We start from the raw sequence: 23,366 nt of genomic DNA, 5'->3' as shown, positions 1-23,366 counted from the left end.
TGGGCGAGGAGTCCTCAGGCACCGGTCAGCTCACGCAGGATCAGATCCCTGACGTCCTGCGCGGCATCACTCTCCGGTGCCTGGTCGCCGGTCAGCACGTGTACGGCGTTGAGCAGCTGGTCGACGGCCAGGCTCTCGCCCGCCCTCAGCCGTGCCACGAACGACAGGACCAGCGAGTCCACCGGGCCGGCGGGCTCCACGTCCGCGCCGAAGTGGGCTGCCACGACCCGGCGCAGCGCCTCGGCGTCGGGCACCGGCATGGTGTAGCGGATGCAGCGCCTCAGGAAAGCGGCGGGGAAGTCGCGCTCGCCGTTGCTCGTCAGCACGACGAAGGGGAAGTTGCTGCACTGCACGCGCCCCCGGGCGATCGGATGGCACTCGTCGCCGTCCCATTCGCGCACCTCGACGACTTCCTGTCGGTAGCGCGCCAGCTCCGGGATCTCGAACTCGCCGTACTCCAGCACCTCCAGGAGGTCGCTGGGCAGATCGAGGTCGCTCTTGTCGATCTCGTCGATGAGCAGCGCGCGGGGCCGCTCCGACGGCAGCAGGGCGGTGCCCAGCGGCCCGAGCCGGACGAAGGGAGCGATGTCGTCGTCGGTTTCGCCCACCAGGCGCTGCGCGTGGATCCGGCCCAGGGCGTCGTAGCGGTAGAGGGCGTCCCCCAGGGTGCTGCGGGAGGTGATGTGCCAGCGCAGCGGAGCACCGAGCCCCACCTCGGCCGCGACCTGCTTGATCACGGACGACTTGCCCGAACCCGGGGCGCCGGTCAGCAGCAGCGGGCGGCGAAGGGCGAGCGCGGCGTTCACCGCTTCGACGAGCCGGGGCGGGGGCTGGAAGCGCTCGGGCTTCGCGTCCCGGGGGAAGGTGCGCCAGGGCGGCGGAGCACCGAGGTCCACATTCCGTGGGGTGCCGTCGCCCAGGTAGAAGGGGGTCCAGGTCATGATGCTTTCTCTCCGTCGAAGGTACGGGTCTCGAACCAGTCGCAGAAGTCCAGCCACTGCTCGTCGAGCCACACGGACCGCAGGCGGGCGAGGTCCGTGTGGCCGTCCGCAGGATCCGGCTGCCCGGCCTCCCGGCGCCAGGCGGCCCGGTAGGCAGCGCTGAACTCTCCGGGGAGCTGTTCCCAACACCGTTCCAAGCTGTCCCGCGAGGCCGCGGGAAGGTCTTCCGGGCCGTCCGGCCAGAGGATGATGGGGGCGGAGGCGAGCAGGAGTTCCAGGAGCTCCGCGAGCCGTTCCGGTCGGTGGCTGAGCGCCAGGGCACGCTCGTACCAGCCGTCGCCGGAGCACCCCATCAGTTCGTCGGTCTCGGTCCTGCCGAGCCAGCTCACCGGTGCTCCGCCGGATTTCATCGCGTCGAGTTGCTGCCGGGCGAACTCGTTGATCAGTCCGAGGTGAGCGGGCAGGGACAGTCTGTCGCTCCACCGCAGGACGAGGTCGTAGTGGAGGCCCAGTCGGGGGCCGAGTCTGGTCTCCTCGGGGCGCCAGGAGGCGAGCAGCGCGGCGGGCGCGGCGATGTCGATGCATCGGAGCCTGAACCCCGTGTTCCGGGCGTTCACGGTCGCCCACTTCAGCACGGCGCCCAACTGCAGCTCGACCCCGGACTGCGTCGGAGTGCAGACGAAGTCCTTGCGGTCCACCGGCGTGTCGCCGTCGAGGAGCCAGGCCAGCAGGGTCTCGGGCCACTCGTCGGCGACGGCCGCGTGCAGGCTGATCACCAGCCGCAGCCGGTGCTCGGCGGCCCGCTGCTCCTGGGCGGCGAAGGCGTCGGCGAGTTCCACGGCGGCGCCCCGGCTCCTCGCCCAGGCCACCAGCCGGGGCGTGTCGCACGCGAGACCGTCCTCCATGGCCAGCACGGCGACGAAGTCGGTCAGGGGCGCTGTGGGGCTGCCCTTGACGAGGGGGACCCGCAGGCACAGCGACTCGACGCATTCTCGCAGCAGTTCGTCGGCGTCGGAGTCGGGCGCGGGCCGGCGCGCGGCTGTCGCGTACGCACGTCGGATCCGGTCCGACTGCAAGGGTTTGCCCGGCCAGCTCGACGAGAGGAACTCGCTGGTCCGCGCGGCGTCCATGAGCCGGTCGAGGACGCGCAGGGCGTTGACCGTGTGCAGGCCGGGCGTCGCCGGGGCCGGCTCCAGGGACTCCAGCGTCCGGCGCAGGCGCCCGAGGTCTCCCACCGTGGCGATCGGGATGTCGAGGACCGCCTCGCCGAAGGGTTCGAGCGCTCGCCGCAGGTCCTCGTCGCCCAGGGCGCGGAGCAGGCCGCCCGCTCTGACGGTGTGCTGCGCGTTGCGCGCCAGCCAGGGCCGGGGCTGGTGGGACAGGCCGTCCACGATCACCAGTCGGGAGTCGGTGCCCGTCTCGTTCTCGACGGCCTCGCGCACGTCCACCGGTGTGAGGAACTCCCCGGCGTCGGGCAGGCCCTCGCCCAGGATGCGGGCGAGCGCGCGGGTGTAGGCGAGACCGTAGGAGGACTCCGTGGCGCCCGCGGACATCAGGAGCGACAGCCGGGTGGCGCCCTGTCGGACGCCTCCGGCCACCAGGTCGAGATTCGGGCCGGCCCCGCCCGCGTGGCAGGCGTCCACCACGGCCACCACCCCCTGCACGCCATGGACGTCCAGGCTCTGTCCGAGGAGATGGCCGACGTCCACCACGCTGGTCGACACGTCCTCGCGGGAGTCGCTCGCCATGAAGGAGAGCTTGGGCACCTGACCGAGGTTGGTGCCGTGTCCCAGGAAGGCGAGGATCAGCACGGCCTCCGCTTCTCCGGCCCTTTCCGCCGCCGCGCGCACCGCCTTCTCGACGTCATCACGCTGGACGTCCACCCCGCAGAGCAGCGAAGGAGCCCCGGACGGGTCCTGCTCGCAGCCGCCCAACTGCGGTTCCAGAAGAGCCCGGTGGAGGGCTTCGGCGGTGTCCTCCAGACCGGTGAGGAGGCCCAGGGCGGGGCACTGCGGCGCGATCACCAGCAGCTGACGCGCCGGCGTTGTCCGTCTCATCCGTCGATGGCCGCTTCGAGCGCTTCGACGAGCGGCCCCGCAACGGCCGGCTGCGCCAAGTACGTGGCCGCGGGGTGCACGTACAGTCCGTCGGAGTCCACCCGCCGCGATTCCGGGACGACCTGCGCGGCGTTCGGGCCGATGCACCGTTCCAGCCCGGTACCGCCCGTGACGAAGTCGTCGCGGTCCCAGAAGTTCAGCCAGCGGGCGACCCCCGCCGGAGTCCGCACCGGCTGGGGGCGCAGCCGGGGATGCACGGCCGTGCGCATGCCCAGCGGCGATCCGAGCGTGACGAGCAGCGGCACGTGGGCGGATTGCCGATGGAGGGTCTCGAACGCCACCACGGTCCCCAGGGAGTGCGCGACGACGACCGTGGGGCCGACGGGGTCGATCTCCTCGGCTATCCGGGCGCGGATGCGCTGGTCGATACTCGTTCCCGCGTCGTCGACATGCTTGCGCGCCAAATACCATCTGACCTGACGCAGGTCGCTCAGCATCGCCCCCGCGCTCACCCAGCCGCCCAGGGTCCGCAGCCCGGGAAGCGCGAAGAGCGCGTTGGCCGCGGCGGACAGCCGCCGCACGATGTCGCCGGCCCCCTGCTGCTCGCCGGTCGGGGCCAGCTTGTTCCTGGCCTGCCGGAGCAGCCGTGCCTCGCGGTCGTCCTCGGGGGCGGCCAGGCGCTCGTCGACAGCGTCGAGGAGCATCTCCTGGAGCGCCTCGTCCTCGGCGGGATCGACGGGGGCCGCCGGTCCCCGGGGAGCGGCTCCGGGGGCGGGAAAGAGGTCACCGTAGGAGGCGAACCGCAGGTCGACCGCCTTGCCGTCGAGCAGTTCGACGGCCCTTCGGGAGTGTCCGGCGGCACGCGCGCCGTCTGCGAGGGCGGGCAGCCATTCCGCCATGATGGTTTCGGCGTCGCGCGGCTTGCCAACACCGTGCACGAAGACCAGTCGCGGTCTCATCGAGCCTCCCCCGGGCCACGAACTCTGCTCGCCCACAGGTGCCGTTGGGCGAACTGTGAGGATATCAACCGGACGGGCCCGGACGGTGCCGGACGCCATTCCTTCGTCGCCGCCGTCGGCCGGCCGCCACGGGGCATCGGCCACCCGGTCCGAACGTCGGCCGGTCCTCGGCCTCGCCGCGCCGGCCGCCCCGTCGCCCGCGGCGTCGCGCCGGAGCCGCCCACCGGCCGCCGACCGGCCTGTACGCTGCGATCATGCAGCCGTCCGCCTCCTCCTCCCCGTCGGATTCCGCGCGGACGGGTCCGGTCGCGGACCCCGCCCGGCGCGGGCTTCTGACGGAGCGCATCGCCCGCGAGCTGGAGCACGACATCCGCTCGGGCGAGATCGCCGTCGGGACGAAGCTTCCCTCCGAGCGTGAGCTCGCCGCCCAGTTCGGCGCGAGCAGGAACGTCGTGCGCGAGGTGCTGCGGCGGCTGGAGGCCCAGCATCTGATCGAAGTCGCGCCGGGGCGCGGGTCCTTCGTCCGTGAGCAGTCCTCGGGGCAGGCCCGGGGGTACGACGCGCTGTACCGGGCGGGCCGGCCCACCGTCCGGCAGTTGATCGAGGCGCGGATCCCGCTGGAGGTCGAGATGGTCCGGCTGGCGACCGAGCGGGCCACGGACGAGGACATCACGGCGATGCGGGCCGCCCGGGACGGTCTGGAGTCGGCGACCGACGTCGTCGTCAAGGCCCAGGCGGACATGGCCTTCCACGACGCCATCGCCGTGGCCAGCAAGAACCCGGTGCTGCGGATCATGCTGTCCTCGATCAGCGGGATGATGTTCGAGATGATGCTCCGCTCGAACTCCGATCCGTCGATCGGCGAACCCGGCGTGCCGCACCACCCGGAGATCTTCGAGGCCGTCGAGGCGCGGGACGTGGATCTCGCCTGCGCGCGGATGCGGGAGCACCTGATGCTGGGGCTGCGGACGTACGGGGCGGATCTCGACGTCCAGGTCGACACGATGGCGCGCAATCACATCGAGACGCTGCTGGACCAGGCCGAGGGCCGCCGGACGACTCCGGGGCGTTAGCCGGTCGGGAGACCCGCGGCGGCGCGGCCGTCCGTCCGGTCCGCGGAATCTTCGCTTCAGGGTCTGGTCGGGGAGGTTTCCCTGCTGTTACGGTCCCGCGTAGACCAACTGGTCCTACCAGTTGGACCAGGCCCGTCGGGTCCGGTTCCGCAGGCACCGGCCGGCACGCGGCACGCACGCAGAGAAACGAGGACGAGGATGTCCACGAGCAGCCAGCTCCTGAGCCGGCGCGGCTTCGGCAGGCTCGCCGCAGGGGTCGCGGTGGCCGCCGGGGCGGGCGCGCTGAGCTCCTGTTCGGGCGGGGGCGGCACGCCATCGGCCGACACACCGTTGCGGATCATGGCGATCAACCACGTCTGGTCCCAGGCGGTCAAGCGCCGCACCGCCGAGTTCGAGGAGCGGATCGGGCGGCGGGTCTCCATGACCCTGCTCACCGCCGACCAGCTCGCCAGCAGCTACAACGTCAAGCTCAACGCGTCGGGCACCGACGTGGACGTGATGATGGTCCGGGCGCTCCAGGAGCAGTTGCTCTTCGCCCACAACGGCTGGCTCGCCGACCTCGGCGACCGCGTCGCGGACGACGACCGGTTCGCCTGGGACGACTTCCAGAAGGCGCCGCGCGAGGCCTCGACGACGGCCGGGAAGGTGCTGAGCGTCCCGGTGGTGACCGAGCGCCCGGCGCTCTACTACCGCAAGGACCTGGTGGAGGACCTGGGCGGGCCGCCGCGCACCCTGGAGGCGCTGATGGCGGCCGCGCAGGAGCTGACCCGGCGGGACAAGGGCTTCTACGGTTATGTGGGCCGGGGCCAGCGCAGCGGCGCGGTCTCCCAGTGGTCGAGCTTCCTCTACTCGCACGGCGGGGACTTCGTCGTGGACGGGAAGTCCGGGATCGGCAGCGCCGAGGCCGTCGCCGCCTACGAGTACTACGGCCGTCTGCTGGCCGGCTCCGGGCCGCCCGGGGCGACCAACATGAGCCTCGAACAGGCGATGCCGATCTTCGCGCAGGGCAAGGCCGCCTTCTTCATCGACGCCGACGCGATCTACAGCAGCTTCCTCGACCCCAAGGTGTCCCGGGTGCGCGAGACCGTCGGCTTCGCCCCCTTCCCCGCCGGGACGGCCGGGGCCAGGCCGCACAACATCCCGTCCTGGAGCCTCGGCATCAACACCTTCTCCCGGCTGCGCGACGACGCCTGGGAGTTCATCAGTTGGGCGGCCGGTCCCGAGATGTCGGCCGCGCTCCAGTCGGAGGGCATTCCCGGCGCCCGCTCCTCCGTGTGGGAGGACCCCAAGACGCTGGCCGCCTTCCCGCCGGAGCTCGCCGAGGCCATGCGGCTCAACGCCGAACGCGGCGTGGGGTACGACCGGCCCCGGGTCCTCCAGGTCGGCAGGGCCCGGGACATCGTCGGCCGTCCGCTGGTCGCGGGCATCCTCGGCGAGTCCGTCCGGCCGGTCGTGCGCGACGCGGACGCGGAGTTCGCCGACTTCCTCGTACGCGACAACCGCCACAAGGAGTCCTGATGTCCGCCACCGAGGTCTCGACCGCCCGCGCCACCGGCCCGGCTCCCAGGACGACGCCGCCCGGATCCGGGCGGCGGCAGCGGACCTTCGAGCAGGCCAACCGGCGGCTCAAGTGGGCGATGCTCTCCCCGGCCGTGCTCTTCGTCGGCCTGATGATCGTCTTCCCGCTGGTCTTCACCCTGAATCTCAGCCTCACCGACGCCTTCGGGGCGGTGAACGCCGACAGCGCCCACGTCGGTCTGCGCAACTTCACCGACGCGCTGGGCGACACCCGCCGGTTCTGGCCCGCCGCCCGCCGCACCCTGGTCTTCACCGTCGGCGCGGTGCTGCTGGAGACGGTGCTCGGGCTCGCCCTGGCGATGCTGATGCGCAAGCCGTTCCGGGGGATGCGCTGGGTCCGTACCGTGCTCATCATTCCGCTGCTCGCCACACCGGTCGCAATCGGCATCCTGTGGCTGCTGATCCTCGACCCCACCAACGGCATCGCCAACCATCTGCTCGAAGCGGCCGGCGTGCCCCGGCAGGAGTTCCTCGGCTCGGTCGGACAGTCGCTGCCGACGCTGATGCTCATCGACGTGTGGCAGTGGACGCCCATGATGACGCTGCTGCTGCTCGCCGGGCTCACCACACTGCCCGAGGAGCCGGAGGAAGCGGCGCTGGTCGACGGGGCGAACGCCTGGCAGCGTTTCCGGTACGTCGTCCTGCCGATGCTCGGGCCGACGCTCGCCACCGCACTGGTGCTGCGCGCCGTCGACGCGCTGAAGACCTTCGACATCCTCTACGCCACCAAGGGCGCGGGCGGCGGTTCGGACTTCGAGGTGGAGACCCTCAACGTCTACGCCTACGGGCTCACCTTCGACTACCAGGAGTACGGCCTGGCCGCCGCCGTCCTGGTCCTGTTCACGCTGTTCATCATCGGTGTCGTGGTGCTGCTGCGCCGCCGGGGCGGAAGGAAGAACGCATGAGTGCCACCCTCTCCCCCGCTCCGCCGGCCCGCGGGCGCCGGTACGGGTCGTGGCTGCGCGGGGCCGCCATCACGGTCGTGACCCTCGTCTTCGCGCTCCCGCTGGTGTGGATGTTCGCCGCGGCGTTCAAGACCAATGTGCAGGTCACGGACCCCTCGGTGGGGCTGTGGTTCACGCCCACGCTGGACAACTTCCGCGCCGTCGTCGAGGCCGGGCAGATCGTGCGCTCGATGGGCAACTCCCTGCTGGTCGGGGTGGTTTCGACGGTGCTCTCCGCCGTGATCGCCGTCCCGGCGGCCTGGGCGGTGGGCCGGTTCTCCATGCACCGCACCGGCTCGGTGATCCTCGTGGCGCGCATCGTCCCGGCGATCTCCCTGCTCGTGCCCTGGTACTACCTGTTCGCGCGGATGGGCCTGGTCGGCTCCTACACCGTGCTGATCCTCAGTCATATGTTCGTCTCGGTCCCGCTGATCATGTGGATCATGATCAGCTTCTTCGCGGGGCTGCCGGTCGAGCTGGAGGAGGCCGCCCGCACCGACGGGCTGAGCGCCTTCGGCGCGTTCTGGCGCATCTCGCTGCCGCTGGCCGCCCCCGGCACCGCCACCGCGTCGCTGCTGGCCTTCGTCTTCAGCTGGAACAACTTCATGTTCGCGCTGGTCTTCTCCGACGACCGGACCCAGACCGTGCCGGTCACCCTGTTCAACTTCATCTCCTACGCGAGCACGGACTGGGGCGGCCTGATGGCCGCCGCCTCCCTCATCACCGTGCCCGTCGTCCTCGCCGCCGTCCTCGGCCAGAAGTACCTGGTGGCCGGGCTGACCTCCGGCGCTTCCAAGGGCTGACCTCGCAAACCCCCCGACTCCGGAAAGAGCGCACACGCATGAAGATCGTCGACGCGAAGGTCGTCGTCACCAGCCCCGGCCGCAACTTCGTCACCCTGAAGCTGACGACCGACGAAGGCCTCACCGGCCTCGGGGACGCCACCTTGAACGGCAGGGAACTCGCCGTCGTCAGCTACCTCACCGACCATGTCGCCCCGCTGCTGATCGGGCTCGACCCGCACCGCGTCGAGGACACCTGGCAGTCGCTGTACCGGGGCGCGTACTGGCGGCGCGGCCCGGTGACGATGGCCGCCATCGCCGCCGTGGACGTGGCCCTGTGGGACATCAAGGCGAAGGCCGCGGGGCTGCCGCTGTACCAACTGCTGGGCGGTGCGAGCCGGGAGCGGATCGGGACGTACGGCCACGCCAACGGCCGGGACATACCCGAGCTGCTCGACTCCGTACGGGCCCGGCTCGCCGAGGGCTACCCCGCCGTCCGCATCCAGTCCGGCATCCCCGGACTCAAGGCGGTGTACGGGGTGTCGGCCACCGACGACACCGGCGCGCCGGTCCTCCACCAGCAGGCCCGCCCCCTCGTGGAGGACTGGGACACCGCGGCGTATCTGCGCCACACGCCGGCCGTGTTCGAGGCGGTGCGCGCCGAGTTCGGCGCCGAACTGCCCCTGCTCCACGACGCCCACCACCGGCTCACCCCGATCCAGGCCGCCCGCCTCGGCAAGGACCTGGAGCCCTACCGGCCGTTCTGGCTGGAGGACTGCACCCCGGCCGAGAACCAGGAGGCGCTGCGCCTGGTGCGCCGGGGCACCACCACGCCGCTGGCCGTCGGCGAGGTGTTCAACACGGTGTACGACTACCAGGCCCTGATCACCGAGCAGTTGATCGACTACGTGCGCTCGGCGGTGACCCACTTCGGCGGCGTCACCCCGCTGCGCAAGCTCTTCGACTTCGCCGCGCAGTACCAGATCAAGAGTGCCGTCCACGGCCCCGAGGACATCTCCCCGGTCGGGATGGCCGCCGCCGTCCATCTGGACCTGGCCGTGCACAACTTCGGCATCCAGGAGTACTCGGGTCACACCCCGCTCACCGATGCGGTGTTCCGGCACGCCTACACCTTCACGGACGGGTACCTGCACCCGGGCGAGGCGCCCGGCATCGGCGTGGAGCTCGACGAGGAGCTGGCCGCCGCCCACCCGTACGCGCCCGCGTATCTGCCGGTCAACCGGCTCCACGACGGGACCGTGCACGACTGGTGACCCTCGGTGCGAGGTCCGGCGACGGCCGGGCCTCGCCCCCACAGGTCCGCGCCCAACAGGCCGAAAGAAGTCTTGCGCGATCCCTTGACCCCTGCGGGACGGAGGTTCACAGTACTCACTAATGCGCATTAGTAATACGCATTAGTGATCCGGAGGAACACCGTGGAAGAACCCAGGAAGCGGTCCCGGCCGGGCCGGGCGCCCGCCCCCGCGGGACGTACGTCCCGGCCCCGCCAGGCCGAGGTCGCCCGGCTCGCCGGGGTCTCGCAGGCCACCGTCTCGCTGGTGCTCGGGGCCCGGAAGCAGGGCGCCACGATCTCCGAGGAGACCCGGCGGAAGGTCCTCGACGCGGTACGGGCGCTGGGCTATGTGCCGGATCCGGCCGCCAGCCGCCTCGCCGCCGCCCGGAACAATCTGCTCGGGGTCTTCAGCTTCACCTCCACGTTCCCCACCGACGTGCAGCACTCGTACTACCCGTTCCTGATCGGCGTCGAGCAGGAGGCCGCGGCCCGCGGCTACGACCTGGTGCTCTTCACCGGTTCCAGCTCGGGCGGCGCGGGGGCCGGCGGGCCGAACGCGCTCGCCCGGGTCCGGCTCGCCGACGGCTGCCTCTTCCTGGGACGCCACGCCCCCGCCGACGAACTGCTGCGGCTGGTCGCCGACGGCTTCCCCGTGGTCCACCTGGGCCGCCGGGACGAGCTGGAGGGGCTGGCCTGGGTCGGCGCGGACTACATCAGCGCCGCCCAGGAGGTCGTCGCGCACCTCGCCGCCCTCGGACACCGGCGCATCGTGCTCGTACGGGAGGACGACGAGGCACCCGCCTCCACCGACCGCGAGCACGGCTTCCTCAAGGGCCTGGAGGAGGCGGGGCTGCCCGGCGGTCCCGCCGCCGTCTTCCGCTCCGCCGACCCCGAGCGCGACCTGACCGCCGAGCGGCTGCGCGGCTGGCTCGACGACGGCGTGACCGCGTTCGTCGCGGAGGAGACCGACACCGGCGACGCCTGGCGCGCCCTGCACGGCGCCGCGCACTTCGTCGGCATCGACTGCCCGCGCGACGCCTCGCTCGCCCTGCTCGGCAGCCCCCCGCCGGATCTGGCGGACGGGCCCGTCCCCACCGGTTTCGACGTCCCCCGGCCCCAACTGGGCGCGGCCGCCGTGCGCATGCTCGCCGCGCTGGTGGCCGGGGAGAAGGCGACGGAACCCCTGGTGGCCTGCACCTTCCGGCCCGGCTCGACGGCCGGCCCGGCCCCCGTATCTCTCTGACCCGGCCTCCGGAGGCGGTCGCACCAGCTCCAACGCACCACGTTCACACAGCACTTCAAGGAGAACCGTGACATCCGAACCCGACATCCTCATCGTGGGCGCCGGACTCGGCGGCGTCGCCGCCGCTCTCGCCGCCTGCCGGGCGGGGCGCACCGTCGTCCTCACCGAGGAGACGGACTGGATCGGCGGCCAGCTCACCTCGCAGGCGGTCCCGCCGGACGAGCACCCGTGGGTCGAGGAGTTCGGCGCCACCGCCTCGTACCGCACCCTGCGCGATTCCATCCGGGACTACTACCGCCAGTGGTACCCGATGCGCTCCGAGGCGCTCGCGCTGCGCAACCTCAACCCGGGCGCGGGCCGCGTCAGCAAGCTGTGCCACGAGCCGCGCGTCGCCCTGACCGTGCTGGAGGCCATGATCGCGCCGTACCGCTCCTCGGGGCGGCTGACGCTCCTCACCGAGCACCGGCCGGTGGCCGCCGAGGCGGGCGACGACGACACCGTACGGTCGGTGACCCTGGCCGACCTGCGCGGCGACAACCACCGTACGATCCACGCCCGTTACGTCATCGACGCCACCGAGACCGGTGAGCTGCTCGAGCTCGCCGGGGTGGAGCATGTGATCGGGGCCGAGGCACGGAGCGAGTTCGACGAGCCGCACGCCCCCGACGAGGCGCAGCCCCTCAACCAGCAGGGCATCACGGTGTGTTTCGCGCTCTCGCACCACGAGGGCGAGGACCACACCATCGAGCGCCCGGCCGACTACGACTTCTGGCGCACCTATCAGCCGGACTTCTGGCCGGGTCCGCTGCTCGGCTTCCTCGCCCCCGACCCGCGCAGTCTGGAGGCCGTCCCGCGCACCTTCGTCCCCAATCCGGAGCTGGATCCGCTGGACGTCAACGCCGACCAGTCGGCCGACGCGGGTGACAAGGAGCTGTTCGGCTTCCGCCGGATCCTGGCCCGCAAGCTGCACCGGCCCGGCGCGTTCGACTCGGACATCACCCTGGTCAACTGGCCCTTGAACGACTACTGGTTGAAGCCGCTGATCGGCGGGGGCGAGGAGACGTCGGCCGCCGCGCTCGCCGAGGCACGCCAGCTGTCGCTGTCGGTCCTGTACTGGCTCCAGACCGAGGCCCCCCGGGCGGACGGCGGCACGGGCTTCCCGGGTCTGCGGCTGCGCCCGGACGTGACCGGCACGGCGGACGGTCTGGCCAAGGCCCCCTACGTCCGCGAGTCGCGGCGGATCAAGGCCGTCACCACGGTCACCGAGCACGACGTCTCCATCGACATCGTCGGTCCCTACGGCGGCACCCGCTACCGGGACTCGGTCGGCGTCGGCAACTACCGCATCGACCTGCACCCCTCGACCGGCGGCGACAACTACGTCGACATCGGTTCGGTGCCGTTCGAGATCCCGCTCGGCGCGCTCATCCCGCGCCGCGTCCGCAATCTGCTGCCCGCGGGCAAGAACATCGGCACCACGCACATCACCAACGGCTGCTACCGGCTCCACCCGGTGGAATGGAACATCGGCGAGGTCGCCGGCGCCCTGGCCGCGCACTGTGTCGCCGAGAGCGTCGAGCCGCACCGGGTCCAGGCCGAGGACAAGCGGTTCGAGGCGTTCGCCGCGCTGCTGGAGCGCGAGGGCGTCCAGCGCCACTGGCCCGACGTGCGCGGCTACTGACCGACCCCGTCCGCGCACGACGGACGCGGACGACGCATCACCTGCTCCACCGCACGGCCCTCAGGGTGAGCGCGGAGCGCCGGGCGGGCGCAGCTCCACCTGTACCCGCCCGGCCCCAGGCCCCGGACCTCTCGACGACGTCCGGACCTGCCGCCCTCGCCCTGCCACCCGCACAAGGAGGTGCCCAGCCATGAACACCCACCGCATCCGCGTCGGCATCGACGTGGGCGGAACCTTCACCGACGCCGTGGCCGTAGACGCCACGACCCTGAACCTGTTGGGACAGGTGAAGGTCCCGACCAGCCACCATCACGAGGACGGCGTCGCCCACGGCATCGTCGAAGCTCTCGACCGGCTGCTGGAGCAGACCGGCCATACGCCCGAGGACGTGACGTTCCTCGCCCACGGCACCACACAGGCTACCAACGCCCTGCTGGAGGGCGACGTCGCCACCGTCGGACTGATCGGCATCGGCGCAGGCCCGAGCGGAGCGCTGACCCGCCGGCTGGCCGCGTTCCGCAAGCTGGAGCTGACCCCCGGCAAGCGACTGCCGCTCGCCTACGGACATGTGGCCGACCCGGACGACGCGCCCGCCGTGCGGGCGGCGCTGGACGCCGTCGTGCGGGAGGGCGCCGAAGTCGTCGTCGCCAGCCAGCCGTTCAGCGTCGACCGCCCCGAGGGCGAGGACGCGGTGGTGGCCGCCGCCGAGGAGCGGGGTCTGCCGACGACCGCAGCGCACGACATCACCTCGCTGTACGGGCTCCACAAGCGGACCCGGACCGCCGTGGTGAACGCCGCGATCCTGCCGCGCATGCTCGCCACCGCCGACCTGGTCGACGCCTCCATCACCAAGGCGGGCGTGAGCGCTCCGCTGATGGTGATGCGCTGCGACGGCGGGGTGATGTCCCTGGACGAGATGCGGCGCAGACCGCTGCTGACGGTGTTGTCGGGACCGGCGGCGGGCGTCGCCGGGGCGCTGATGCAGGAGCGCATCAGCGAGGGCCTGTTCCTGGAGACCGGCGGCACGTCCACGGACATCAGCGTGGTGCGGCGCGGCAAGGTCGCCGTCCGGCACGCGACCATGCTGGGCCGGACGTCGTATCTCTCGGCGCTCGACGTGCGGACCGTCGGGGTCGGCGGCGGGTCCATGGTCCGGGTCGACGGCGGGAAGGTCGTCGGCGTGGGGCCGCGCAGCGCGCACATCGCGGGGCTGCCGTACGCCTGTTTCGCGGAGCTGGAGGACCTGCGCGACGCGCGGCTCACCACGATCCGGCCGATGGCGGACGACCCGGCCGACTACGCGGTGCTGGACGCCGCCGGGGGACGCTTCGCGATCACGATGACCTGCGCGGCGAACGCGCTGGGACGGGTCCCGGAGGGGGACTTCGCCCGGTGCGACCCGGCCGTGGCGAAGGCCGCGCTCGCCCCGCTGGCCGCCCGGCTCGGCACCGATGTCGCCGCGGCCGCGACGCAGCTCCTGGACGCGGGCGTCGATCAGGTGAAGTCCGTGGTCGAGACGATGATGCGCGACTACCGGCTGGACCAGGACACCGCGCTGCTGGTCGGCGGAGGCGGCGGCGCTGCCTCCGTGACCCCGCATCTGGCGGCCATGACCGGCCAGGAGGGCAGGATCGCCCAGCACAGCGAGGTGATCAGCCCCATCGGCGTGGCGCTCGCCCTCATCCGGGAGCAGGTCGAGCGGATCATCCCGGGCGCGGGCCAGGAGCAGATCCTCGCCGTGCGGGCCGAGGCCGAGGCCGCCGTCGTCGCCCAGGGGGCCGCCGCCGACGGGGTGGAGGTGGAGGTCACGGTCGACCCGCAGACCAGCACCGTACGAGCGGTGGCGACCGGCGCCACCGAACTGCGCACCCAGGACCGCGCCCACCGGGCCGACGAGGCGGACCGGCTGCGCGCCGCCGCCGACAGCCTCCGGGCCGATCCGGCCTCGGTGCGGGTGCTCGCGGGCACCCCCGCCCACACCGTGTACGGCACCGAGGTGCACCGCCGGTTCCGCGCGGACCGGCACCCGGTGCGGGTCGTGGACGCGGACGGCGTCGTACGGCTGCACGCGCCGGACGCCCGGGTGGAGACGACGACCGTGGGGCAGGCGCCCGAGGTTCTCGCGGGGCTGGTGAAGGAGGCCACGTCGTACGGGGACGGCGGCGTCCGCGCCCCGGCGCTGCGGCTCCTGCTCGGCTCGCGGATCGCCGATCTGTCCGGGGTGATCGACCCGGATCCGCTGCTGGCGCTGGCCCGCAGCGAACTGCGCTCCCGGGCCGCCGACGAACCGGTCGTCGCGGTCGTGGAGGTGCGCTCATGACGGCCGCCCTGCTCGACCGGGCCGCCCGCACGGCCATCTCGGCCCTGGAGGCCGACGACGACGTCGAGTTCGGCGCCCGGCTGCTGGCGAACACGCCCACGCACGAGGGGCGCGATCCGGAGCTGCTGCGCCGCTGGGCCCGTACGGCCGACGCGTTCGGCGCCGCGCTCCCGCCCGTCGCCGCGACGGCCCAGATCGTGGAGAGCGACGGCGGCCTGGCGCGGGGGCTCCTGGCCCGCTACACCTCCCGGCCGGTGCCCACCGTCGAGCTGTTCAGCGACACCCTGGCGCTCGCCGACGAGCTGATCGATCTGCTCGGCTGGCGCGAGCTGTATCCGGCCGGATCGGTGCGGGCCGCGGCGATCGCGCACGAGGCGGTGCACGAGCGGCTCCACCACGGTCCGGCGAAGAAGTCGCTGAAGCACGCCCTGAACCACGTGGTGCTGCGGGCCGGCCGGCACACCCTGTACGGCCATGTCGCGGGCGCCGACGAGATCGCCGCCCATGCCCATGCCCGCACGGTCTGCGGCCTGGGCCGCAGTCCGCTCCTGCTGACGGCCGCCCTGGCCACCGCGGCCGAGCCGCGGCACGGGTCCTCGCACGGATCCCCGCACGGAAGAGAGAAGTAACGCCATGGGCGTCGTCATCCTTCTTGTCATGGCGGCCGGAGTCGCCGCGATGCTCACGCGCAGGCTGCCCACCGCCTTCGCCCTCGTCATCCTCGCCGTGGTCATCGCGTTCGTCGCGGGCGCGCCGCTGACCGGCGAGAACAGCGTGCTCGACACGGTCGTCCAGGAGGGCGCTCCGGCGCTCGCCGCCACGATGATCGCGATCCTGCTCGGCTCCTGGCTGGGCAAGCTCCTGGACGAGACCGGTATCGCGGGCACCCTGGTGCGCAAGATCGTCGAGTTCGGCGGGGACCGGCCGGTGGTGGTCGCCCTCGGTGTCCTCGGCGTCTCCACCCTGGTCGGCACGGTCACCGGCTCGGCCCCCGCGGCGATGCTCGCCGGGATCATCGGCATCCCCGCCATGATCGCCGTCGGCATCCCCAAGGTCACCGCCGCCGGGACGATCCTGATGGGCATCGCCGCCGGCATGCCCTTCGAGCTGCCCCTGTGGCAGTTCTTCTCCACCGCGCTGGAACTGCCCGTCGAGACCGTGCGCGGCTTCATGTTCAAGCTGTTCCCGTTCGCGCTGGCCGCCGCCGTCCTGTTCGTCCTCATCGAGACGCGCCGGCGCGGCGTCGAGCACGCCTGGTCGCTCAAGTCCGCTTCCGCCAAGCCCGCTTCGCGTCGCAAGCAGCTGGGCGACGCCCCGTGGTACGCGCTGCTCACCCCGGTCGTCCCGCTGGTCCTCGCGCTCGGCTTCGAGGTCGCGATCCTGCCCTCGATGCTGGCCGGCATCCTGTTCGCGCTGGTCACGACCACCCGGCCGCGCGAGATGAACAAGCGGCTGCTGCGGACGCTGTACGGCTCCTTCGAGGTCGCCGCGGCCCCCATCGTGCTGTTCATCGCCATCGGCATCCTGCTCGCGGCGGTGAAGCTGCCCGGTGCGGTGGAGTCGCTGGAGCCGCTGGTCAAGGCCGTCAGCCCGCAGAATCCGGTGCTGTTCGTCCTGGTCTTCACGCTGCTCGTGCCGCTCTGCCTGTACCGGGGGCCGCTGAACGTCTTCGGTCTCGGCGCGGGCATCGCCGGTGTCCTCATCGCCGCCGGGATCTACCCGGCCGTCGCGGTGCTGGGTCTGGCCACCTCGTACAACCAGGTCTTCGGCGTCTCGGACCCCACCAGCACGCAGACGGTGTGGAGCGCGCAGTACGCGGGGGTGACACCGCAGCAGGTGATGCTGCGGACCCTGCCGTACGTCTGGGCCGTGGCGCTCGGCGGGTTCTGCGTCACCGCCGCCAGCTATCTGTGATCGCTCACCTCTTCGGGACGGAGAACGACATGACACAGCACGAGGACACTCCCCTCACGTCCGGTGCGTTCCGGCCGAGCCGCAGGATCTTCCTGCGGGGCGCGGTGGCGGGCACCGCGGCGACCGCCGGACTGATCGCGACCGGCGCCGGGGCGGGCACCGCCGCCGCGGCCCCCGGCGGATTCCCGGACTACCGCCACCTCAAGCCGCTGCTGACGCCTTCCCAGCTGAAGTACAACCCGACGGGCGAGATCATCTTCCCGTGCATCCGGGGCGTCTACGACAAGCTGGCGAACCCGCTGGGCCGTTACTACCTCTACTACGCCCCGCACGACGCGCCCGGCGGCATCTGCCTGGCCTACGGCGACTCGCTGGAGGGCCCGTTCACCGAGTACGCGGCGAATCCGCTCGTCTCCAACGACTGGCAGCCGCACTACAAGGTCAGTCATGTCTCCTCGCCCCACGTCCTGTGGAACGAGGACGCCAAGGAGCTGTGGCTCTACTTCCACGGCGAGAACCACACGACCCGGCTCGCCCGTTCCCGGGACGGCATCACCTTCACGTACGACAGGACCGTGCTGACCAAGGACATGCTGCCGGCGGGCACCAACGAGACGTCCTACGCCCGGGTGTTCCGGCACGACCTGCCCGCGCGCGGTGCGCGGTACGTGATGCTCTTCATGATCAACAATCAGTCCAACCATCGGGACATCGCCTGGGGCTGGTCGAAGGACGGCCGGGACTGGACCTTCGCCCAGCAGCCGCTGATCCGCCACTCCGACGTCGGCGTGAACAACCTCAGCGGTCCGCACCTGCTGACCCGGGGCGGCAGCACGTTCGTCGTCTACCACACCGGCAAGGAGAACGGCGGCAACATCCTGATCACCGAGGTCGGCGACGACTTCTCCCGCCGCGACCACCTCGGCGTGTTCTACGACTCCGGCAGCGCCGCGCCGGAGAACGGCCGCGCCGCCTCGCCGAGCTTCGGCACGGACCGGGGCGTGCCGTACCTGGTCTACGAGGCGGGCGACCGGCTCGGGGGCTCGATCGCCGTCGCACGCGGCTGACGGCGGCCGGGGTGCCCCGGACCGGAATCCGGCGCACCCCGGCCGTTCTCTGCCCCTTCACCGAAGCCCTTCCCTGCCCAGGAGTCGCCCAGTGACGTACGGAACGTTCCTCTCACGCCGCACCCTGCTGACCGCCGCCGGCGCCGCCGGCCTCGCCGTCGCGCTGCCCGCACCGCCCGCCCTCGCGGCCGCCGCACCGGATCTCGCGGCCCTGCCCCCGGTCTCCCCGGACCGGCGGGCCTTCGCCGCCGACGAACAGCTCTACGCCCCCTACCTGGTGAGCCTCGCCGGGATGACCGGCGACATCAGGACCGGCTCCCCGAACGCGGGCTTCCTGGGCGGCGGCTGGTGGCGCAAGCCCGCGGAGCCGTACAACGCCCGCGTGCAGGAGCACGTCTACACCCTGGCCTGGTTCCTCACCAACTCCCGCCCCTGGAACCCCTACCGGGGGAACACGGAGCTGCTGGCGGGACTGGACGCGGCGCTCGGCCACTACCTGGGCCTGCAGCACGCGGACGGTTCGTGGCCGGAGTACAACCCGGACGAGCACTCCCTCGCGGCCACCGGCTTCGCGCTGGGCTATCTGAGCAAGACCCATGTGCTGCTCAAGGACGCGAAGCTGCTGCCCACCCGGCGTACCCAGATCGCCCGCGCCCTGCACGCCGCGATGGTCTGGCTGCTCAACCCCTCCAACGGGCGGGTGTGGCAGACCCCGATCTCCTTCGCCAACCAGGTCGCGGCCGGGCTCGCCGGCTCGGCCCTGGCGCTGCGCACCAATCCCGACGCGGCTCTGCGCACCCAGCTGAACAACGCCTTCGCCCGGATCGCCCAGCACGGGCAGGGACCGGCCGGCTTCTTCTACGAGAAGGGCGGCACGGACATGAACTACAACTTCGAGGTGATGCTGCCCGAACTGGCCGACGCCTGGCGTCAGTCCAACAACACCCACCTGGTGACGATGGCCAGGAAGTACACGGGCTGGCTGGGCTACAACCTGCTGCGGGAGCCCGACGGTTCGGGGTGGTTCAGCAATGTCGCGCCCTCCACCCGGACCAGTGCCCTCGCCTACGACAACACCCGCCCGGACCCGGAACGCACCGCTCTCAACGCCCAGTTCGTGCCGGAGGTGCCGGCGCTCGGGGCGTTCGTCTCCGCCCGCGAGGATCTGGCGGCCGCGCGCGCCTCCTGGGCCTCGGCCGGTTCGCCCGTGCCGGGCCTCACCAAACAGGACACCTCCCCGCGGATCCTCGCCCACGCGCTGTACGGCGAGCGGTATCCGACCCGGCAGGGCAAGGCCGACGCGGTGCGGGACCTGCCCTACATCGCCTCGAAGAACTTCACCGAGCGCCGCACCGACCGGGGCCAGGAGTTCCTCTACATCCGGCGGCCCGACGTCTATCTGGGCGCGTACCTCGGCAACCGGGCCACCACCATGGCGCGCACCGGTCTTTCGTTCCTGTGGCATCCGATCGCCGGCACCGTCGTCCAGTCCCTCAACGACAACAACCACGGTGTGTGGGCCACCGTGCTGCCCGGCCAGGTCCCGGACTCCGACGGCCCGCAGGCCGGCCAGTTCTTCGGCGGCAGCCCGTACGCCTTCCGCTTCGCCACCCCCAGCGGCTCGGTCGTCACCGATGTACGGGTCGGCGACGGGCTGGTGCGGCGGTCGGTGCGCGCCGTCTCGTCCGCGACCGAGACGGTCCCGCTGATCCTCAAGGCCTCCGACCGGGTGGTGTTCACCAACGGGACCACGGTGCCCTGGGGCGGCTCGGCCTCGGCCACCGCCACGGGCCTCGACCTGCACCGGGGGTCCGGTGTCGTCCGGATCCGGTGGGGCGCGGCCCGGCCGGCCACCCTCGCGGCGGCCTCCATCAGGTATCTGCGGGACGGCAGCCGCAGGATGCACATCCTGAAGGTCCCGCACGGTGGTTCGATCGATGTGAGCATCACACTCGAGTACTGACCGCCCCTCGGTTCACGCTCCGCTGCCGCGCTCCGCCACCCGACGCCGGGGCGCGGCAGCGGAGACCTCAGGAAGAAGGCTCCACCCGATGTCCCACGACCCCCGTCTGGATCCCGAGATGGCCGCGGCGCTCGCCGCCGGCCCGCTGCCGCCCACCGTGCTCGAGGGCCTGACCGGCGAGGGTCTGGCCGCCCTGCGCGCCGCCCGCGCGGACATCGCCCACCCGCCGCCCGCCGAGGGCGTCCTGGTGACCGACCACCGGCTGCCGGGCCCCGACCCCGTGCGGCTGCGGGTCTACCTCCCCCGCGAGCCCGCCCCCGGGCCGCTGCCGTGCCTGGTGTGGATCCACGGCGGGGGCCTGGTGCTCGGCACGCCCGAGACGGACGACGCGCGGGTCTCCGCGTACGTCCTGGGGGCGGGCTGTGCCGTGGTGTCCGTCGACTACCGGCTCGCCCCCGAGCATCCCCATCCCGTGCCCGTCGAGGACTGCTACCGGGCGCTGCTGTGGACGGTGGACCGGGCGGATGCGCTCGGCATCGACCCGGAGCGCCTGGCGGTCGGCGGGATCAGTGCGGGCGGCGGCCTCGCCGCCGCCACCGCCCTGCTCGCCCGGGATCGCGGCGGCCCCCGCCTCGCCTTCCAGTTCCTGCTCTGCCCGATGCTGGACGACCGCAACACCACGGAGTCCAGCCGGGAGTTCACCGAGCCGGTCACCTGGCCGCGCGCCAACAACCTCTACGGCTGGGCCGCGTTGCTCGGCCCGCTCGCCGGCGGCGACGAGGTGTCCGCGTACGCGGCGCCGGCCCGCGCCACCGACCTGTCGGGGCTCCCTCCCGCCTACGTCGACGTCGGCGAGCTGGAGGTGTTCCGGGACGAGTGCGCGCAGTACGCGCTCCGGCTGATCGCGGCCGGGGTGTCGACCGAATTCCATCTGTGGCCCGGCGCGTTCCACGGTTTCGACGGGGCGCTCCCCCATCTCGCCCTCTCGCGCAGGGCCGCCGCCGAGCAGCTCGCGGTGCTGCGACGGGCGCTCGGGTCCGCTGCGCACGGGACGTCAAGGGGGCCTGGGTACACCCCCGGTTCGGGGGGCCGGACGTACTGATCCGGTGCGGGAAGCCTGGCAGGGTCGTCGGCAGGAGAACGATCCGAAAGGCCGGGGCGCCACCGCGCGACGGCCGGGCCATGTCCAGGGGGACCCATGTACCGCAAGCGCCTGACCACCGCTCTTCTGTTCACCACCACGCTCGCCGTGGCGTTCGCCCCGACGGCGTCCGCCCACCGGCCCGACCCCGTGCAGCGGCAGCTGGATTTGCTCGTCGAGCGGGACGGGGTGCCGGGCGCTCTCGCGTTCGACGGCAGGACGACCACTGCCGCCGGGGTCGCGGACCTGGAGACCGGCCGCGCGATGGTCGGCTCCGACGGCAGCTTCCGGCTGGCGAGCAACACCAAGGCCTTCACCGCGACGGCCGTCATGCGGCTGGTCGTGGACGGACGCCTCCACCTCGACGACCCGGCGGGCGACTACGTGCCGCAGCTTGCCGGACACCCCGTCACCGTACGTCAGTTGCTCAAGCAGACCAGCGGGCTGCCGGAGTACACCCCGCTGGTCGACTGGAGCCGTCCCGGCACGCCCGAGGACTATCTGGCCCTCGCCCTGGCGGAGCCGCCGGTCTTCGAGCCGGGCGACGACTGGGGCTACTCCAACACCAACTACCTGGTGCTCGGCCTGGTGATCGACGAGGTGACGGGGGTCGGCTTCCGCACGTACATCGAGCGCGAGATCCTCCGGCCGCTGCGGCTGGCCGACACCTACTGGCCGGCGCCGGGCGAGCTGGCCCTGCGCGGGCCGCATGCCCGCAACTACGGTGTCCACCCGGCCGATCCGGAGGCGGGACGGGTGGATGTGACGGAGCTGCCCGGCTACGAGTTCGGCGCGTCCGGGGGGCTCGTCTCCACCCCGAGGGACCTGAACGCCTTCTGGGACGGGCTGTTCGGCGGCCGGCTCCTGCCCGGGTGGGCGCTCCGCCTGATGACCCGGGACACCAGCGACATCGGCGGTCGCGACGTCTACCCGGCGGGGAGCAGGTACGGCTACGGAGTCGCTTCCGTCCCGCTCAGCTGCGGCGGTGTCTACTGGGGTCACGGCGGCGATCTGCCCGGCGGCTCGGTGGGCGGCGGCCGGGCCTCGGGGGGCCGCTCCACCGTGACCGTGTACACCACGACCTGGACGGCCGAGGGCGAGGGCCTGCGTCACCTCCAGGGTGCGGTGGACGCGGCCCTGTGCGCCGGGGGCCGCTGAGCGGGGGGCGCGTCGCCGCCCGGTGCGGGGCGGCGCTACCACCTCACGCCGAGCCGCCGCGGGCTCCGGGAGGTAGTTCCGGTCCGCCAGTCGACGGCGCCCAGGGGGGCGGCCAGCCGCAGGTCGGGGAAGCGGGCGGCCAGCCGGTGCAGGGCGAGCTGGAGCTCGGCGCGGGCCAGCCAGGCGCCGAGGCAGTAGTGCGGGCCGGCCCCGAAGGAGAGGGTGGGGGCCTCCAGCGGGGCGAACAGGTCGTGGAGGGTGGCGGGCGGGAAGACCTCGGGGTCGCGGTTGGCCATGCCGCAGTCGGCGAGCACGATCGCACCGGCCGGGATCAGCACCCCGCCGACCTCGACGTCCGTGGCGGCGTGGCGGGCGCTGCCCCGGTCGTCGCCGAGCGGGACGAGGTGGACGATCCGGTCGGCGACCTGCCCGGCGGCCTCCTCGTCGGCGGCGATGCGCGGCCAGGCCTCCGGGCGTTCACCGAGGAGATAGAGCAGCGCGTTGCCGAGCATGGTCATCGTGCTGTCGTGGCCGCCGACGACCAGCCCGCACACCAGGCTGACCAACTGGCTCTCGGGAACGCCCCCTTCGTCGTCGGCGGCCGCGACCAGGCCGCTGATCAGGTCCTCGCCGGGCGACCGGCGTCGCTCCGCGAGGAGGTCCGCGCCGAACGCGCTGAACTCCTTGAGCACGGCGGCCACTTGCTCGCCCTCATGGGTACCGTCGGAGAAGGCGTGTTCGCTCCAGTGCCGCATCCGGCCCCCCGCGGCCTCATCGAGCCCCATCAGCCTGCTGATCACCGCCACCGGCAGGGGGAGGGTGAACTCAGCGACCACGTCGGCCGGTTGCGGCCGCGACTCCAGCCGGTCGAGTAGTTCCTCGACGATCGCGGCGATCCACGGCCGCCAGCGGGCGACGGCCCTCGGGGTGAAGGCGCGGCGCAGAGTGCGCCGCAGCCGCAGATGGTCGGGGCCGTCCTGGTTGAACACCAGGTCGGGGTCGTTCACGAGGTCGGGCACCTCGGAGAGGGCCGGTGCGTCGGGGCCGTACAGCCGGGCCCGGCCGAAGCGCGGATCGGAGAGCACCTGACGGACGTCGGCGTACCGGCTGACCAGCCAGGCGGGGGCGCCGCCCGGCAGCTCGGCCGGGCGGGGCGGCCCGGGTTCCTCGAAGAGCAGGCGGTGCATCGGTACCGGCGCGGGGAGCGCGGGCTCGGTCGCGGTCAACATGCCTCCAGAGAGGGACGGTCGA

At 72.5% G+C, this 23,366-nt stretch carries 18 protein-coding genes; 14 read left to right on the top strand and 4 right to left on the bottom strand.

Going from position 1 to position 23,366, the window contains the following annotated elements; translation table 11 throughout:
- Positions 1-14: 14 nt before the first annotated feature.
- The 3 genes from ACH4UK_RS16235 to ACH4UK_RS16225 are packed head-to-tail and all read right to left on the bottom strand — an operon-like array spanning position 15 to position 3,957.
- Positions 15-941 (bottom strand): AAA family ATPase, encoded by a 927-nt coding sequence (locus tag ACH4UK_RS16235; RefSeq protein WP_398356778.1) that lies wholly within the window; start codon positions 939-941, stop codon positions 15-17.
- Positions 938-2,998 (bottom strand): hypothetical protein, encoded by a 2,061-nt coding sequence (locus ACH4UK_RS16230; protein ID WP_398356776.1) that lies wholly within the window; start codon positions 2,996-2,998, stop codon positions 938-940. Before ACH4UK_RS16230 ends, ACH4UK_RS16235 begins: the two co-directional genes overlap by 4 nt.
- Positions 2,995-3,957, bottom strand: a complete 963-nt coding sequence (locus ACH4UK_RS16225; protein WP_398356774.1) for an alpha/beta hydrolase — start codon at positions 3,955-3,957, stop codon at positions 2,995-2,997. Before ACH4UK_RS16225 ends, ACH4UK_RS16230 begins: the two co-directional genes overlap by 4 nt.
- A gap of 254 nt (positions 3,958-4,211) precedes the next feature.
- Here ACH4UK_RS16225 and ACH4UK_RS16220 point away from each other — a divergent pair, with 254 nt between their 5' ends.
- The 14 genes from ACH4UK_RS16220 (at position 4,212) to ACH4UK_RS16155 (ending at position 22,115) form a co-directional block, all read left to right on the top strand.
- Positions 4,212-5,030, top strand: coding sequence for a FadR/GntR family transcriptional regulator (locus ACH4UK_RS16220; protein ID WP_398356773.1), 819 nt, complete (start codon positions 4,212-4,214; stop codon positions 5,028-5,030).
- Positions 5,031-5,228: 198 nt separating this feature from the next.
- Positions 5,229-6,548, top strand: a complete 1,320-nt coding sequence (locus ACH4UK_RS16215; RefSeq protein ID WP_398356771.1) for an ABC transporter substrate-binding protein — start codon at positions 5,229-5,231, stop codon at positions 6,546-6,548.
- Positions 6,548-7,513 (top strand): carbohydrate ABC transporter permease, encoded by a 966-nt coding sequence (locus ACH4UK_RS16210; RefSeq protein WP_398356769.1) that lies wholly within the window; start codon positions 6,548-6,550, stop codon positions 7,511-7,513. The genes ACH4UK_RS16215 and ACH4UK_RS16210 overlap by 1 nt, the downstream gene beginning before the upstream one ends.
- Positions 7,510-8,355, top strand: coding sequence for a carbohydrate ABC transporter permease (locus tag ACH4UK_RS16205; RefSeq protein WP_398356768.1), 846 nt, complete (start codon positions 7,510-7,512; stop codon positions 8,353-8,355). The genes ACH4UK_RS16210 and ACH4UK_RS16205 overlap by 4 nt, the downstream gene beginning before the upstream one ends.
- A 38-nt stretch (positions 8,356-8,393) precedes the next feature.
- Positions 8,394-9,608 carry a D-mannonate dehydratase ManD gene (gene manD, locus ACH4UK_RS16200; RefSeq protein WP_398356766.1) on the top strand — a complete coding sequence of 405 codons (1,215 nt, stop codon included), beginning with the start codon at positions 8,394-8,396 and terminating at the stop codon, positions 9,606-9,608.
- A gap of 162 nt (positions 9,609-9,770) precedes the next feature.
- Entirely contained in the window at positions 9,771-10,871 is a 1,101-nt protein-coding gene (locus tag ACH4UK_RS16195; protein ID WP_398356764.1) for a LacI family DNA-binding transcriptional regulator, read from the top strand.
- A 67-nt stretch (positions 10,872-10,938) separates the two neighbouring features.
- Positions 10,939-12,552, top strand: coding sequence for an FAD-dependent oxidoreductase (locus ACH4UK_RS16190; RefSeq protein ID WP_398356762.1), 1,614 nt, complete (start codon positions 10,939-10,941; stop codon positions 12,550-12,552).
- Between the two features lie 190 nt (positions 12,553-12,742).
- The gene (locus tag ACH4UK_RS16185) at positions 12,743-14,872 is read left to right on the top strand and encodes a hydantoinase/oxoprolinase family protein (protein WP_398356760.1); all 2,130 of its coding nucleotides are present in this window, start codon (positions 12,743-12,745) and stop codon (positions 14,870-14,872) included.
- The gene (locus ACH4UK_RS16180; RefSeq protein ID WP_398356758.1) at positions 14,869-15,501 is read left to right on the top strand and encodes a hypothetical protein; all 633 of its coding nucleotides are present in this window, start codon (positions 14,869-14,871) and stop codon (positions 15,499-15,501) included. The genes ACH4UK_RS16185 and ACH4UK_RS16180 overlap by 4 nt, the downstream gene beginning before the upstream one ends.
- Positions 15,502-15,505: 4 nt before the next feature.
- Positions 15,506-16,786, top strand: a complete 1,281-nt coding sequence (locus ACH4UK_RS16175; protein WP_398356756.1) for a TRAP transporter large permease subunit — start codon at positions 15,506-15,508, stop codon at positions 16,784-16,786.
- Between the two features lie 29 nt (positions 16,787-16,815).
- Positions 16,816-17,853, top strand: a complete 1,038-nt coding sequence (locus ACH4UK_RS16170) for a hypothetical protein (RefSeq protein WP_398356754.1) — start codon at positions 16,816-16,818, stop codon at positions 17,851-17,853.
- A gap of 91 nt (positions 17,854-17,944) precedes the next feature.
- Positions 17,945-19,816: a hypothetical protein gene (locus ACH4UK_RS16165; RefSeq protein WP_398356752.1), complete on the top strand. Its 1,872-nt coding sequence runs from the start codon at positions 17,945-17,947 to the stop codon at positions 19,814-19,816.
- A gap of 88 nt (positions 19,817-19,904) precedes the next feature.
- Positions 19,905-20,918 carry an alpha/beta hydrolase gene (locus ACH4UK_RS16160; protein WP_398356751.1) on the top strand — a complete coding sequence of 338 codons (1,014 nt, stop codon included), beginning with the start codon at positions 19,905-19,907 and terminating at the stop codon, positions 20,916-20,918.
- A gap of 96 nt (positions 20,919-21,014) precedes the next feature.
- Positions 21,015-22,115, top strand: a complete 1,101-nt coding sequence (locus tag ACH4UK_RS16155) for a serine hydrolase domain-containing protein (RefSeq protein WP_398356749.1) — start codon at positions 21,015-21,017, stop codon at positions 22,113-22,115.
- 35 nt (positions 22,116-22,150) lie between these two features.
- Here ACH4UK_RS16155 and ACH4UK_RS16150 read toward each other — a convergent pair whose 3' ends face one another.
- Positions 22,151-23,344: a cytochrome P450 gene (locus ACH4UK_RS16150; protein WP_398356747.1), complete on the bottom strand. Its 1,194-nt coding sequence runs from the start codon at positions 23,342-23,344 to the stop codon at positions 22,151-22,153.
- Between the last annotated feature and the right edge of the window lie 22 nt (positions 23,345-23,366).

Source organism: Streptomyces sp. NPDC020884 (assembly GCF_044333935.1).
In the GTDB taxonomy this organism is placed as follows: Bacteria; Actinomycetota; Actinomycetes; order Streptomycetales; family Streptomycetaceae; genus Streptomyces.
Note: the sequence above shows the minus strand (reverse complement) of the source record. Positions and strands in the feature narration are given on the sequence as shown.